The organism is Streptomyces sp. NPDC006624 (assembly GCF_040611555.1).
Lineage (GTDB): Bacteria > Actinomycetota > Actinomycetes > Streptomycetales > Streptomycetaceae > Streptomyces.
In genome coordinates this window covers 59,443-74,456 of the sequence record NZ_JBEXOM010000029.1, presented here as the reverse complement: position 1 = coordinate 74,456, position 15,014 = coordinate 59,443, and the positions used below count along the sequence as shown (strand labels likewise).

Sequence of the window (15,014 nt, the reverse complement as noted above, 5' to 3'; positions counted from 1 at the left end):
CGGCCGTGGCGGTGACACACCGCCACGGCCGCCTTCCTGCGGGCCCGGCCCCGCCGTGCCGGCACCGGGCTCACGCCGCCGAGGGCTGCCACGCCTCCTGGAACCGGCGGCGGGCACGGAAGAGACGGGAGCGGACCGTGCCCACGGGCAGCGCGAGCACCTCCGCCATCTCCTCCTCGTTGAGCCCGTAGGCACGCAGGGTGAGGACCTGCCGGTGCGCCTGGGACAGACGCTCCAGCACGTCACTGATGTACACCGCGTCCAGCGGGTTCGTCTGCTGCTGCGACTCCACCTCGGAACAGCAGCGTTCCTCGCCGTAGCGCTTGGCGGTGCGGACGGCCTCACGGACCGTCACCGAGCGCACCCAGCCGTAGAACGCCGCCGGTTCGCGCAGGGAGCCCAGGCCGCGGTAGATGGCGAGCAGCGCCTCCTGCGTGGCGTCGGCACCGTCGTCGCGCGTGATGGACCGGCAGATGCGCGCGACGTAGGGCGTGATGCCGGTCAGCAGGTGGTTCATCGCGTGCTCGTCGCCCGCCTGGGCTCGGGGGAGCAGCGTCAGGGGGGAGGGGAGTTCGCTGACGGTGGTCATGTCGGGCAGGGCCTCCTTACGGCAGCCGGGCGGATGCGGGAGCGGGGGAAGGGCTCAGCCCGTGGCCGCCCGGGCGTGCCCGGCGTCCGCCGCGGTCGCGAAGCGGAGCAGCCCGGCGCGCACGTCGTCGCGGAACGCCCTCATGAAGGACGGGCTGTAGCAGGCGGTGGAGTGCGGGAACTCGATGGAGAGCCGGCCTTCGAAGGAGACGACGCACGCCATGACGGGGCTGCGTCCCGCCTGCGGGAAGTAGTGCTCGCGGGCCGGCACCAGACGCACGTCGACCGCCCGCAGCCCGCCCGGCAGCCGGGGCCCGGGGACGACGCCCATGTTGGTGGCGATGACCGTGGCCAGCTGCAGCGCGGGGTTGCGGGGGATCTCCGGCGTGATGCGCATCTCGTGGAAGTGGTCGCCGCGGGAGAGGAAGTCGCTCAGCCGTCCGTGCACGGTACGGGCCAGCCCGAGCGGCTCCGAGGCCGCGGACACGTCCAGGGTCTGCAGGTGGGTGGTGACCGCGGGGACCAGGGCGGAGGCGGGCAGCGGCGGGGACAGCCGTGAGCGCAGGTCGACGGGGGAGAGGCAGCCCAGGGTGCGGGGCCCGTCGCCGTCCAGGCGCCGCCGGGCCGTCGCCAGCAGCGTCGCGGCGATCAGGGCGTGCACGGAGACGCCCGCGCCGCGCGCCGTCCGGCGCAGCCGCGCGGTGAGGTCCGCGTCCAGGGTCAGCCTGCGGACCTCGATGTGCCCGTCCGGGCCGGTCTCCCGCCCGCCCGCGGGCGGGCGCGGCACGTCGTACGGCACCAGCTCGACCGGATGCCGTCGCGTCTCCTCGATGCGGCCGTCGAGGTACTTCGCCGTGTCGGCGTCGTCGGCCGGCGGCAGCAGCCGGCTGACGGGCTCGGGCCAGTGCGGCAGCCCGGCGTCGGCGCCCTCGACGGCGGGCTCCCCGTCGACCAGCGCACGGTAGCGGTCCCACAGGGCGTTGTGCAGCGCGATGCCGCTGTGGCCGTCGACGACGGTGTGGTCCACCACCAGCACGAACAGGTGGCTCCCGCCGCCCGGCGCGCTGACCAGGACGGCGCGGCTCAGCGGGCCCCCGACCGGGAGGGGCCGGTTCAGTTCCGCCGCGTAGGCCTCCGTCTCGTCGCCGGTCCGGGTGACCAGCCGGGGCCGCTCGTCCTCACCGAGAAGGCGCAGTACATGGCCCGCGCCGTCCTGTTCGATGCGGGAGCGCAGCGGCGGATGCGCCTCCGTGGTGGCGTCGAACGCGGCCGACAGCGCCGCCACGTCCACGGGACCGCGCAGGGCGCAGGACAGCACGGCCCTGCTTCTCTGGCCCACGTAGAGCGTCTCGACCGGACACAACGCACGGTGCATGCCGTCAGCCTCTTTCCGTCGTTCGTTTCCGGGAATCCAAGGGCCCGGGATCGGTGTGCCGCCGCGGCTTTCCGCGGGGCGTGTCGGGGGCCTTTCGAGAGTGCACGGCCGCACGCGGCCGAATCCAGCGGAGAAGCCGGTGAGAAGGGAAGTCGCGTGATTTCCCTAGAAGTTGAACCGGCCCGCGCACTCCCCGGCTCCGTGTTTTCCAGGGAAACCCCTGAATCGGCCTCCCCGGAGGCCGGTGTGCCTTGACCCGGCCGGTTCCGTTGCCCCACCGTGCTGTTCCGTGAGACCGGGGCGGGTGACCGATTCCCCGCCCTCGGCGTGCGGCACTCCATTTCCGCTCTGTGGGCCGGCCCTGCGCGTTCCCCCACGCGAGGGCGGCACGGAGCGGTGTCCGCACCCGTCCGATCCGGCCGGGCCCTTGCCGTCCGGGACATTACGGCTTGCCACGTGAGGGTTGTGCTATGTCACTCCAGGAGGACGAACGTCGACCGCTGTCCGGAGCCCAGGAGGGCCTCTGGTACGCCGGGCGGCTCGCACCGGACAGCGCCGCGTACAACACCGCGGAGGCGGTGGAGATCCACGGCCCCCTCGACACCGCCCTGTTCGAGACCGCGCTGCGGCGCACCGTCGGCGAGGCCGACACCTTCGCCCTGCGCTTCACCGACGGCGACGACGGCCCCCACTGCCGGCTCGCCCCGGACGCGGACGACTGGACCCTGCACCGGGTCGACGTCAGCGGCGCCGAGGATCCCGGGGCCGCCGCATGGGCCCACGTCCGCGCCGATCTCGCGGTCCCCGTGGACCTCGAGAAGGGCCCGCTGTTCGCACACACCCTGCTGACCCTGGCCCCCGACCGCCACCTCTGGTTGCTGAGGGCCCATCACCTCCTGCTCGACGGCTACAGCTACAAGCTGCTCGGGCGGCGCCTGGCCGAGACGTACAACGCCCTGGCCGAAGGGCGGGATCCGGACCCCTGCGGCTTCGCGCCGGTGAGCCGGCTCCAGGAGGAGGAGGCGGCCTACCGGGCCTCCGACGCGTACGCCCGCGACCGCGACCACTGGGCACGGCGTCTGGCCGGCCTGCCGGAACCCGCCCGGCTCACCTCCCGCACGGCCGCCCCCACCGCGCCCTTCCTGCGCCGCACCGCCGAACTGGCGCCCGCCGAGACCCAGGCCCTCGACGCCGCCGCGGCCCGCCTCGGCGTCCGGCGCACCGACCTGCTGACCGCCGCCACCGCCGCCTACCTGCACCGGATGACCGGCGCCGCCGACCTGGTGCTGGGCCTGGCCACGATGAGCCGGCTCGGCAGCGCCGCCCTGCGCACCCCCGGCACCGCCTCCGACGTCCTCCCGCTGCGCGTGGCCGCCGCCCCCGACACGCCCGTCGCGGAACTGGCCCGGACCGTCGCGGACGAACTGAAGGCGCTGCGCCGCCACCAGCGCTACCGGGGCGAGTTCCTCCGCCGCGACCTGGGGCTGCTGGGCAGCGGACGACGGCTGTACGGGCCGGTGCTCAACATCGTCCCGTTCGACGAGTCCCCGGTCTTCGGCGGCCATCCCACCACCTGGCACCACCTGTCCGGCGGAGCCGTCGACGACCTGCAGATCTCGGTACGCCCCGCAGCCCGCTCCGGCGGACTGTGGCTGGCCTTCGACGCCAACCCCGCACTGTACGAGGAGGACGAACTCGCCCTGCACCGCGACCGGTTCGTCACCCTGCTGCACCGGCTGGCCGAGGCGGAGCCGACCACACCCCTGCGCGACCTCGACCTGCTGCTGCCGGGCGAACACCCCCGCGACACCCCCGCACGCGCCTTTCCCGTCGAGCGGACCCTCACCGAGCTCTTCGAGGAGCGGGTGGCGGCCGGCCCCGAGCGCACCGCCGTCACCTGCGCAGGCGAACGGCTCACGTACGCGGCGCTCAACGCCGAGGCCAACCGCCTGGCCCGGCTGCTGACCGAGCACGGCGCCGGCCCGGGCCGGGTGGTGGCCCTGGCTCTGGAGCGCGGGCTGCGGCTGCTGCCCGCGCTGCTGGCCGTGCTCAAGACCGGCGCCGCCTACCTGCCCCTGGACCCCGGCCACCCGGCCGGGCGGCTGCGGCTCGTCGTCGAGGACGCGGCACCCGTCGTCCTCGTCACCGAGCAGGCCCACGCCCACCTCGCCGGAGACGCCGTCCCCACCGTCCTGCTGGACGACCCGGAGGTCGCGGCCGCCCTCGCCCGCCGCTCCACCGCCGACCTGAGCGACGCCGACCGGCACGGGCCGGTGAACCCGTCCGACATCGCGTACATCATCCACACCTCCGGCTCCACCGGCCGCCCCAAGGGCGTGCCTGTCCCGCACGCCGCCGTCGTGCGGCTCTTCGCCGCCGCGGCAGAGCACTTCGACTTCCGCGCCGACGACGTGTGGACGCTGTTCCACTCCTACGCCTTCGACTTCTCCGTCTGGGAGATCTGGGGCGCCCTGCTGCACGGCGGCCGGGTCGTCGTCGTGCCGTACTCCGTCAGCCGCTCGCCGGGGGACTTCCTGGAGCTGCTGCACCGCGAGGGCGTGACCGTCCTCAACCAGACGCCGTCCGCGTTCGAGCAGCTCGTCGACGCCGACCTCGAACGGGGAGCCGGCACGGGGGCGTTGCGCTACGTCGTCTTCGGCGGCGAGGCCCTGCGCCCGGCACGGCTGCGCCCCTGGGCCGACCGGCACGGCCTGGACCGCCCGGCACTGGTGAACATGTACGGCATCACCGAGACGACCGTGCACGTCACCCACCACCGCCTCACCCGGGCCGACCTGGACGACCCGCGCCGCGGCAGCGTCATCGGCACCCCGCTCGCCGACCTGCGCGTCCACCTGCTGGACCCCGACGGACACCCGGTGCCGCCCGGCGCGACCGGCGAGATGTACGTCTCCGGCGCCGGCGTCGCCGCCGGGTACCTGCACCGGCCCGAGCTGACCGCCGAACGCTTCCTCGACGACCCCTACGGCCCGCCCGGCACCCGCATGTACCGTTCCGGCGACCTGGCCCGGCGCCGCCCCGACGGCACACTCGACTACCTCGGCCGCGCCGACGCCCAGATACAGCTGCGCGGCTTCCGCGTCGAACCCGGCGAGATCGAGGCCGTCCTCGCCGCCCACCCGGGCGTCACCCGCGCCGCCGTCGTGCCCCGCCGCTCCGGCAACGGCGCGCTGCACCTCGTCGCCTACACCGTCCCCACGGGCGACCAGCCCGCGAGCCCCGCCGCCCTGCGCGCCCACGCCGCCGCCCACCTGCCCGAGCACATGGTGCCGGCCGTCTGCGTCCCCGTGGACGCGCTGCCGCTGACCGCGAACGGCAAGCTCGACGTCCAGGCCCTGCCCGCCCCCGACTTCACCGCCGCCGCCTCCGGCACCCGCCCCGGGACACCGCAACAGGTGCTGGTGTGCGGCCTGTTCGAGGACGTGCTGAAGCTGCCCCAGGGTTCCGTGGGCACCGACGTCAACTTCTTCGACCTGGGCGGCGACTCCCTCCTCGCCACCCGGCTGCTGGCCCGGCTGCGGCACGAGACCGGCGCCGAGATCCCCATCACCGCCCTGTTCGAGACGCCGACCCCGGCCGCCCTCGCCCAGCGCGTCGCCGCAGGAGCGGACGGCGCCCCGCCCCGGCCGGTCCTCGGCCGCCTCGAGCGCCCGCAGCGGGTGCCGCTGTCCTTCGCCCAGGAACGCATGTGGTTCCTGAACCGGCTCGACGAAGGAGCCGCCACCTACAACATCCCGCTCCTCGTCCCCGCCGGCGCCGACCTCGACACCGAGGCGCTCCGGGCGGCCCTGGGCGACCTGGCCGACCGGCACGAGATCCTGCGGACGGTGATCGCCGAGCACGACGGCACCCCGTGCCAGCGCGTCCTGCCGCCGGGGGAGCTGCGCCCGGTGCTGCGGCACGTCGACTGCCCCGCCGCGGAGACCGCCGCGCACGTCACCACCGCGCTGCGGCACCCCTTCGACCTGACCGCGGAAAGCCCCCTCGCCGTCTGGCTCCTGAACGGCACGCTGCTGTTCGTCCTGCACCACAGCGCCGCCGACGGCTGGTCGCTGCGCCCCTTCGCCGAGGACCTGAGCACCGCCTACGCCGCCCGCCGCGCCGGCCGGGCACCCGAGTGGACCCCGCTGCCCGCGCAGTACGCCGACTACGCGCTGTGGCAGCGCGCCCTGCTGGCCCCCGGGCCGGACGGACCGGGACGACTGGAGCGGCTCACCGCCCACTGGCGCACCGCGCTGGACGGGCTGCCCGACGAGTGCACCCTGCCCGGCGACCGGCCGCGCCCCGCCGCGCCGCGCGGCGCCGGCGCCCACGTCGAGACGTCCGTCGACGCCGCCCTGCACCGCGCCCTGCTGCGCCTCGCCGACCGCGAGGGCGCCAGCCTGTTCATGGTGCTGCACGCCACCGTCAGCGCCCTGCTCACCCGCTGCGGCGCCGGCGAGGACGTCGTCCTCGGCACACCCGTCGCGGGCCGCACCGAACCCGCCCTGGACCCGCTGATCGGCCTGATCAGCAACACCCTGGTGCTGCGCGCCGACACCTCGGGCGACCCCGCCTTCCGGGACCTCCTCGCCCGGCTGCGCACCGCCGACCTGGCCGCCCTGGACCACCAGGACCTGCCCTTCGACCGGCTGGTGGACGAACTCAACCCGCCGCGCACCCCCGGCCGGCACCCCCTGTTCCAGGTGATGCTGGCCCTGCAGAACAACGCACCCGCCGTCCTCGAACTCGACGGCACCCGAGCCGAGTTGCGGCCCACCGCCACCGGCACCGCCAAGTTCGACCTGTTCGTGGACGTCCAGGAGCACCACACCCCCGAGGGCGCCCCCGAAGGCCTGACGCTGCACGTCGAGTACGCCACCGACCTCTACGACACCGGCACCGCCGAAGCGTTCGCGCGCGCCCTGCACGACGCCCTGCGCACGGTGAGCGCCGACCCCGCCGTCCGCCTCACGGACCTGCCCGCGCTCCCCGCCCGCATCCCCGCCCCGGCGCCGACCGGCCCCGCGGAACTGGAGGACACCGCCCTCGCCGTGCCCGGCATCCGCGACGCCCGTGCCCTGCCCGGCGCCGACGGCACCCCACCGCGCCTGTACGTGGTGCCCGGGAGGCCGGACGCCGCCGAACGCGTCGAGGACGCCCTCGACCGAGCGGGCCACGGCACCGTCCGCGTCACACCGGTCAACGCCCTGCCCCGCGCGCAGGACGGCACCGTCGACACCGCGGCGCTGCGCGCCCTGCCCGCCGTCGACCGCACGGCCGCCAAGGCCTGGCGGGAGCGCCTGACCGCCCTGCCCGGCGTCACCACCGCCGAGGTGTCGGTGGAGAACACGCCCGAGGAACTGGACCGCCGTCACACCGGCCTGCCCGACCGCACCACCGGCCCCGCCCCCGCCGCCCGCACCGCCGGCACGTCCGCCGCCCCGGCGCTCAGCGAGGGCCCCGCGCTGCGGGAGCCGTCCGTGCCGAGCTGGGCCGCGGCCCTGCGGCGCGCCGCCGACCGGGACCGGGGCGACATCGTCCACGTGCACGCCGACGGCAGCGAACACCGGCGCAGCTACGCGTCCCTGATCCCCGAGGCCTCCCGCGTCCTGGCCGGCCTGCGCCGGGCGGGACTGCGCCCCGGCGAGCAGGTCATCCTCCAGTGCGACGCCACCGAGGACTTCCTCGCGGTGCTGTGGGGCTGCGTCCTCGGCGGCTTCGTCGCCGTCCCGCTGACCGTCCCCGCCTCCTACGACACGCCGTCGGCGGCCCTGACCAAGCTGGAGGGCATCTGGCGGATGCTCGGCCGGCCCCCCATCGTGTGCTCCGCCGGCCGTGAGGCGGGGCTGCGCGCCCTGGCCGCCCGGCAGGACTGGCCCGGGCCGCGCATCACCACGGCCGACGCGCTGCGCGAGGCACCCGAGGACCACGACTGGCACCCCGCCGAGCCGGACGACCTGCTGCTGATGCTCATGACGTCCGGCAGCACCGGCCTGCCCAAGGCGGTGCGGCTCACCCACCGCAACGTGCTGACCCGCTCCGCCGCCACCGAGCAGATGAACGGGCTCGGCGCGCACGACGTCTCCCTGAACTGGATCCCGCTCGACCACGTCACCGGCGTGGTGATGTTCCACCTGCGGGACGTCTACCTGGGCTGCCGCCAGATCCACGCCCCCACCTCCTGGATCCTCCAGGACCCGCTGCGCTGGATGGACCTCGCCGACCGGCACCGCGTCACCGTCACCTGGGCGCCCAACTTCGCCTTCGGGCTCCTCGCCGAGCAGTCCGACCGCTTCACCGGCCGCGCCTGGGACCTGTCCCCGATGCGGCTGGTGATGAACGCGGGCGAGGTCGTCGTCGCCTCCGCAGCCCGCCGGTTCCTGCACACGCTGCGGCCGTTCGGCCTGCCGCAGGACGTGATGCACCCCGGCTGGGGCATGTCCGAGACCTGCTCCGTGGTCACCGACGCCGTCCTGCCCGGCGAACCCGGCGAGGGCGAAGGCACGTTCGTCAGCTGCGGCCTGCCGTATCCCGGCTTCGCCATGCGGATCGTCGACGACACCGGCACGGTCCGCGCCGAGGAGGAAGCCGGCCGGCTCCAGGTCCGCGGCACCTCGGTGACCGGCGGCTACCACGACAACCCGGCCGCCAACGCCGAGGCGTTCACCGAGGACGGCTGGTTCGACACCGGCGACCTGGCCTTCCTGCGGGCCGGCGAGCTGTACATCACCGGCCGGGCCAAGGACGTCATCATCGTCAACGGCGTCAACCACTACAGCCACGAGATCGAGGCCTGCGTCGAGGAACTGCCGTGCGTGGAGCGGAGTTTCACCGCCGCGGTCGCGGTGCGCACCGACCCGTCGTCGGCCACCGACGAACTGGCCCTGTTCTTCCACCTCACCCCCGAGTCCGCCGCCGACCCGGCCGGGCCCCTGCGCGAGATCGCCGGCAAGGTCACCCGGGAGATCGGCGTCAGCCCCGCCTTCCTGATCCCGGTCGAGCGGGAGACCGTCCCCAAGACCGAGATCGGCAAGATCCAGCGCACCAAACTGCGCAAGGGCTTCGAGGCGGGCGACTTCGACGAGGAGGTGCGCCGGACCCAGGTGCTGCTGGGCACCGCGGCCACCGTGCCCGACTGGTTCCTGCGACCGGTGTGGCAGCGGGCCGAACGCCCCGAGTCCCGTACGGCGACGGCCGGCCGGCACACCCTCGTCCTGGCCGGCGGCGACCCCGAGGCCGCGCGGCTCGCGCAACGCCTCGCCGACGCGCTGCGATCCGGTGGGGGCCTGTGCACGGTGGCCGGCGAGGGGACGACGTACGCCCGGCTCGACGCCGCGCGCTACCGCGTGCGGCCCGCCGAGCAGGCTGATCACGCCGCGCTGCTGCGGCAGTTGGAGCACGACCGGCGACCGGTCGACGCCGTCCTGCACCTCGACGGGCTGCGCGGCGCCGCAGGCAACGAGACGGCACCGGACGACCCGTCCGGTGCGGAGCGGCTGCTGGCCCTCGCCCGCGCCCTCTCCGCCCGCCCCGGACGGCAGCGGCCCGTCGACCTGGTGTACGTCACGGCCGGCGCCCAGGCCGTACGCCCCGGCGACCGGCCCTCCCCGGCCCACGCCATGGCGGGCGCGCTCCTCAAGTCGCTGGCCGAGGAGTCCGGTTGGCTGCGCGCCGCGCACCTCGACCTCGCTGCGGGCGACCTCGCGGCGGACGGGGGAGCGGACCCCCTGCCCGTCCTGCTGGCCGAGGCGACGGTCACCGCGGACGCCGCGGAAGTGGCGTACCGCGACGGCCACCGGTACGTCCGCCGCCTCGCCCCCCTGCCCACCGCCCCGCCCCGCGCCGGAGCACCCGCGCACGACGGCTTCACCCTGCTCACCGGCGGACTGGGCGGCGTCGGCGCCGAGATCGCGGCGCACCTGCTGCGCACACCCGGCACCCGGCTGCTGATCGTGGGCCGCACACCGGAAGCCGAGGCCGTGGTTCCACCGCGGCTGCGCGAGCTGGGCGAGGTCCGCTACGCCCGTGCCGACGTCACCGACGAGCACCAGGTGCGCGCCGCCGTGGAGGCCGCCGCCGCGGCGTGGGGCGTGCCCCTGGGGTCGGTGCTGCACCTGGCCGGCACCCTCGTGGAACGCCCCGTGGGCGAGCTGGACACCGCCACCTGGCGCCGGGCGCTTGGGGCGAAGGTGCGCGGCGCGTGGACGCTGCACCGCCTCACCGCCGACCACCCGGTCGGCTCCTTCGTCACCTTCTCCTCCGTGAACGGCTTCTTCGGCGGCGCCATGAACGCCGCCTACGCCGCCGCCAACGCCTGCCTGGACGCCCTCGCCCACCACCGCCGCGGTCTCGGCCTGCCCGCCCAGTCCCTGGCCTGGAGCATGTGGCGCGAGCGCGGCATGAGCCGCGGCTACGGGCTCACCGCGCTCACCGAGGCCCGGGGCTACCGGCTGCTCGACGTCCCCACGGCGCTGCGCTCGTTCGACCTCGCCCGCTCCCTGGACGAGCCGCACCTGCTGATCGGCGCCGATCGCACCGCCCCCTGGGTCCGCAGCCACGTCGTGGCCCCCGTGCGCCAGGTGCGGCGCCTGTCCGCCCGTGTCGGCCTGGCGGACGGCACGGACCTGGGCGCCCTCTACCGCGCGGCGTCCGACGGCATCCGCGCGGCCGGCCTGACCGACGAGTGGGAACTGCGCTCGGCGGGCACCACGGCACGCCCCGACGAGACGGAGGCGGGGGAGGAGCTGCGGCGGCTGGAGAGCCGGCTCGCCGAGGTGTGGTGCGGCGTCCTGGGCCGCGACCGGGTGGGCCGCGACGAGAACTTCTTCGACCTGGGCGGCAACTCCCTGCTCCTGGTCACCGCCCAGACCGGCGTCAACCGCGCCTTCGGCACCGACCTGTCGGTGGTCGACCTGTTCGCCCACCCCACCGTCCGGGACCTGGCCCGCCACCTGTCGGCACACCTCGCCGCCGGCCCGGCGCCCGCCGCCGGACCGGCACCGCGGCACGAGCCCGCCACCCCGTCACCGCGCAGCGCCCTGGACCGCGCCAAGGACCAGGCACAGCGCCAACGCGCCGCCCGGGCCCGCCGGTCCGCACGGCACGGTACGGACCGTGACCGTGCCTGACACCACCGCGCCGGGACCCAACGAGGCGACCTCCATGCAGCACACCACCGAGCCGGGAGAGAACGAGGCACCGACCGTGCACGACACCACCGCACCTCACGACGACGACCTCCCCGCCGTCGCCGTCATCGGCATGGCGGGCCGCTTCCCCGGCGCCGACGACCTCGACGCCTTCTGGGACAACCTCGCCGCCGGACGGGAGTCCGTCCGGCCCGTCACCGACGAGGAGTTCCTCGCCGCCGGGGGCGACCCCGCAGACCTCGGCGACCCCACGCTGATCCGGATGGCGTCGGTCGTCGAGGGCATCGACCGCTTCGACGCCGGGTTCTTCGGCTACAGCCCCGCCGAGGCCGCCGTCGTCGACCCCCAGCAGCGGCTGCTGCTGGAGACGGCCTACCACGCCCTGGAGGACGCCGGCTGCCTCGGCGGGGACCGTACGGGCGAGGCGTTCGGCGTGTACGCGGGCGCGGGCGACAGCCGCTACTACCCGGCCCACGTGTACCCGCGCTTCGCCGGGCAGCCCGGCTCGGTGGCGCTCGTCCACGCCGCCACCGCCAACTCTCTGGGCACCCTCGCCACCCGCGTCTCCTACGAACTCGGCCTCACCGGCCCCAGCGTGTCCCTCCAGACGGCCTGCTCCACCGCACTGGTCGCCGTGCACACCGCCTGCCAGGACCTGCTGGACCACCGCTGCGACACCGCCCTGGCCGCCGCCGTCTCCCTCAACCCCTCCGCCGTCCTGGGCTACCGGCACGTGCCCGACGGGCCCTTCTCGCCCGACGGCCACTGCCGCCCCTTCGCCGCGGACGCCGCCGGGACCTCCTCCGGCGACGGCGTGGGAGCCGTCGTGCTGAAACGGCTGGAGGACGCCCTCGCCGACGGCGACCGCATCCGCGCCGTCATCCGCGGCAGCGCCGTCAACAACGACGGCCGCCGCAAGGTCGGCTTCAGCGCGCCCAGCGCCGCCGGCCAGACCGAGGTCATCCTCGCCGCCCAGGCCCAGGCCGACGTCGACGCCGCCACCATCGGCCTGATCGAGGCGCACGGCACCGCCACCAAACTCGGCGACCCCATCGAGGTGTCCGCCCTGACCGAGGCGTTCCGGCACAGCACGGACCGGACCGGGTTCTGCGCGCTCGGCTCGGTCAAGTCCAACATCGGCCACCTCGGGGCCGCCGCCGGCATCGCCGGACTCGTCAAGGCGATCCTCGCCCTGGAGCACCGGCAGATCCCGCCGAGCCTGCACTTCGACCGGCCCAACCCGCTCATCGACTTCGCCGCCGGCCCCTTCCGCGTACCGACCGCCCTGGAGGACTGGCCCGCGGGCGACCACCCCCGCCGCGCCGCCGTCAGCGCCTTCGGCATCGGCGGCACCAACGCCCACGTCATCCTGGAAGAGGCCCCGCCCGCCGCCCCGGCCGCACCCCGCCCGCCCGAGGGCCCGCACCGCCTGGTGCTGCCGCTGTCCGCGCGCACCGCCGGCGCCCTGCGCGGCCAGGCCGAGGCACTCGCCCGCCACCTCGAGCGCCGGCCCGAGCTGCGCCTGGACGACATCGCCCACTCCCTGCGCACCGACCGGCCCGCGCTGCGCCACCGGCTCACCGTCACGGCGGCCACCCGCGACGAGGCCCTCGACGCGCTGCGCTCCGCCGCCCCCGCCACCCCGCCCCTCTCCGACGACCCGGTCCGCGTGGCGTTCCTGCTGCCCGGCGGCGGCACCCAGTACCCCGGCATGGGCGCGCAGCTGTACCGCGACCACACCGGCTACCGCGACACCGTCGACGAGTGCGCCCGCATCCTGCGGCCCGTCCTCGGCGCCGACCTGCGAACCGCCCTGTTCGAGGAGCGACGGCCCGACGACACCTCCGCGTTCCTCGGGCTCGTGGTCACCGAGTACGCCCTGGCCCGCACGCTCATCGAGTCGGGCGTGCGCCCCGACGCGCTGATCGGCCACTCCCTCGGCGAGTACACGGCGGCCTGCCTGGCCGGCGTCATCGACCTCGCGGACATGCTCCCGCTGGTCACCGAACGCATCCGGCTCATCAGCTCCGCCGGCGGTGCCACCGTCGGCGTGGCCGCCCCGGCCGAGGACATCCGGCCGCTGCTCGACGACGACCTGTCCCTGACCGCCCTCAACGGCCCGAGCGCCTGCACCGTCGCCGGGCACCTCGACGCCGTCACCCGCTTCGAGGCCGAACTGACCCGCCGCGGCGTGCCGTTCCGCCGTCTGCGCATCCCCGTCGCCGCCCACTCCCACGTCCTGGACCCGGTGCTGCCGGCCTACGAGACCCACCTGCGCCAGGTCACCCTGCGCCCGCCGCGCATCCCGTACGTCACCAACGTCACCGGCTCCTGGATCACCGACGCCCAGGCCACCTCCGTACGGCACTGGATCGACCACACCCGCGAGACCGTGCGCTTCGCCGACGGCATCACCGCCCTGTGGGACCGCCTGCACCCCGTCCTGGTGGAGATCGGCCCGGGCGACACCCTGACCAAGCTGGCCCTCGGCCGGCTCGCCGACGAGCAGCCGGTGACCGTGACCACCATGCGGCACGCCAAGGCCGAGGCGTCCGACGGTTTCGTCCTCGCCGAGGCGCTGGGACGGCTGTGGAGCGCGGGCGTGGACAGCGCCCTGCCCCCTGTGCCCGGCGAGCCCCGGCGGGCACCGCTGCCCCCGTACGCCTTCGCACGCCGGCGCCACTGGATCGACGCCCCCGGCGCCCGCACCGGCCCCGCCGCGCCCGACGACACCCCGGCCGCGGCGGACCCCGGCCTCGCCCCCCGGCCCCGGCTGACGACCGAGCACGTACCGCCGCGCACCGACCGCGAACGGGAGGTCACCCGCATCTGGGAGGAGACCCTGGGCATCGGCGGCATCGGCCTGCACGACAACTTCTTCGACCTCGGCGGTGACTCGATGCACGCCGTGCTGCTGGCGGGCCGGCTGCGCCAGGCCGGTGTCCTCGACGTCCCGGCGGCGACCCTGCTGGCCGCGCCGACCGTGGCGGGGGTCCTCGCCACGGCCGACCAGCCGGACGAGGAGACGCCGGACGGCAGCGCCTCCGCGCTCGGGCCGCTGCTGCCGCTGCGCGCCGAGGGCACCGCCACGCCCCTGTTCTGCGTGCACCCCGGCGCGGGCGTGTCCTGGCGCTACACCGGGCTGCTGCCGCACCTCGGCGGAGACCAGCCCGTCTACGGCATCCAGGCGGCCGGCCTCGACGGCAGCAGCCCGCCCGCCCCGGACGCCGCCGCGATGGTCGCCCACTACCTCGAGGTGGTGCGCCGGGTGCAGCCGCACGGCCCGTACCGCCTGCTGGGCTGGTCCTACGGCGGCTTCGTCGCCCACGCCATGGCCTGCGCGCTGCAGCGCGACGGCGAGCGCGTCGAACTCCTCGCCATGCTCGACGCGCCCCAGCCGCACGGCACCGCCCACGACCCCGAGGCGGCCGAACGCCAGGTCGCGGCCCTGCTGTCGAGGGTCGCCGGTCTCCCCGTCGACCCGGAGGCTCCCGTGGAGACGGTCCTGGACCGCATCGGCGCCCGCGTCACGGCCGACCCGTCGAGCGTCCCCGTCACCCGCGCCGAGGCCGCCGCCATCGCCGCCGTCATGCGCAACAACCTGCGCATCGCACCCCAGTTCGCGCCCGGCGTCTACCACGGTGACGTGCTGTTCTTCAGCGCCGCCGAGGAGCAGTCCACCGGCTCCCCGGCCGACCTGGCGGTGCTGCCCGGCAAGGCCGACAGCTGGCGGCCCCACGTCGCCGGCACCCTGCACGACCACCAAGTGCCCTGCGGTCACTACGAGATGACCGAACCCGAGCCGATCGCCCGCATCGGCGAGGCGGTCGCCAAGGCCCTGCGCGGCTGCGGCGACCGGACCCCCACCCCCTTGCCCGAGAACCCGCGTTGAGGAGAAC

4 protein-coding genes are annotated in these 15,014 nt (G+C 75.6%); 2 read left to right on the top strand and 2 right to left on the bottom strand.

Annotation, left to right across the window (positions count from 1 at the left end):
- Positions 1–70: 70 nt before the first annotated feature.
- On the bottom strand, positions 71–589 hold the full coding sequence (locus tag ABZY20_RS34060) for an RNA polymerase sigma factor (protein WP_356446875.1): 519 nt from the start codon (positions 587–589) through the stop codon (positions 71–73).
- A 54-nt stretch (positions 590–643) separates the two neighbouring features.
- The gene (locus ABZY20_RS34055; RefSeq protein ID WP_356446874.1) at positions 644–1,963 is read right to left on the bottom strand and encodes a condensation domain-containing protein; all 1,320 of its coding nucleotides are present in this window, start codon (positions 1,961–1,963) and stop codon (positions 644–646) included.
- A 470-nt stretch (positions 1,964–2,433) separates the two neighbouring features.
- Here ABZY20_RS34055 and ABZY20_RS34050 point away from each other — a divergent pair, with 470 nt between their 5' ends.
- Together ABZY20_RS34050 and ABZY20_RS34045 are read left to right on the top strand one after the other, a co-directional pair.
- Positions 2,434–11,094, top strand: coding sequence for an amino acid adenylation domain-containing protein (locus ABZY20_RS34050; protein WP_356446872.1), 8,661 nt, complete (start codon positions 2,434–2,436; stop codon positions 11,092–11,094).
- Positions 11,081–15,007, top strand: coding sequence for an alpha/beta fold hydrolase (locus ABZY20_RS34045; protein WP_356446870.1), 3,927 nt, complete (start codon positions 11,081–11,083; stop codon positions 15,005–15,007). The genes ABZY20_RS34050 and ABZY20_RS34045 overlap by 14 nt, the downstream gene beginning before the upstream one ends.
- Positions 15,008–15,014: the final 7 nt, after the last annotated feature.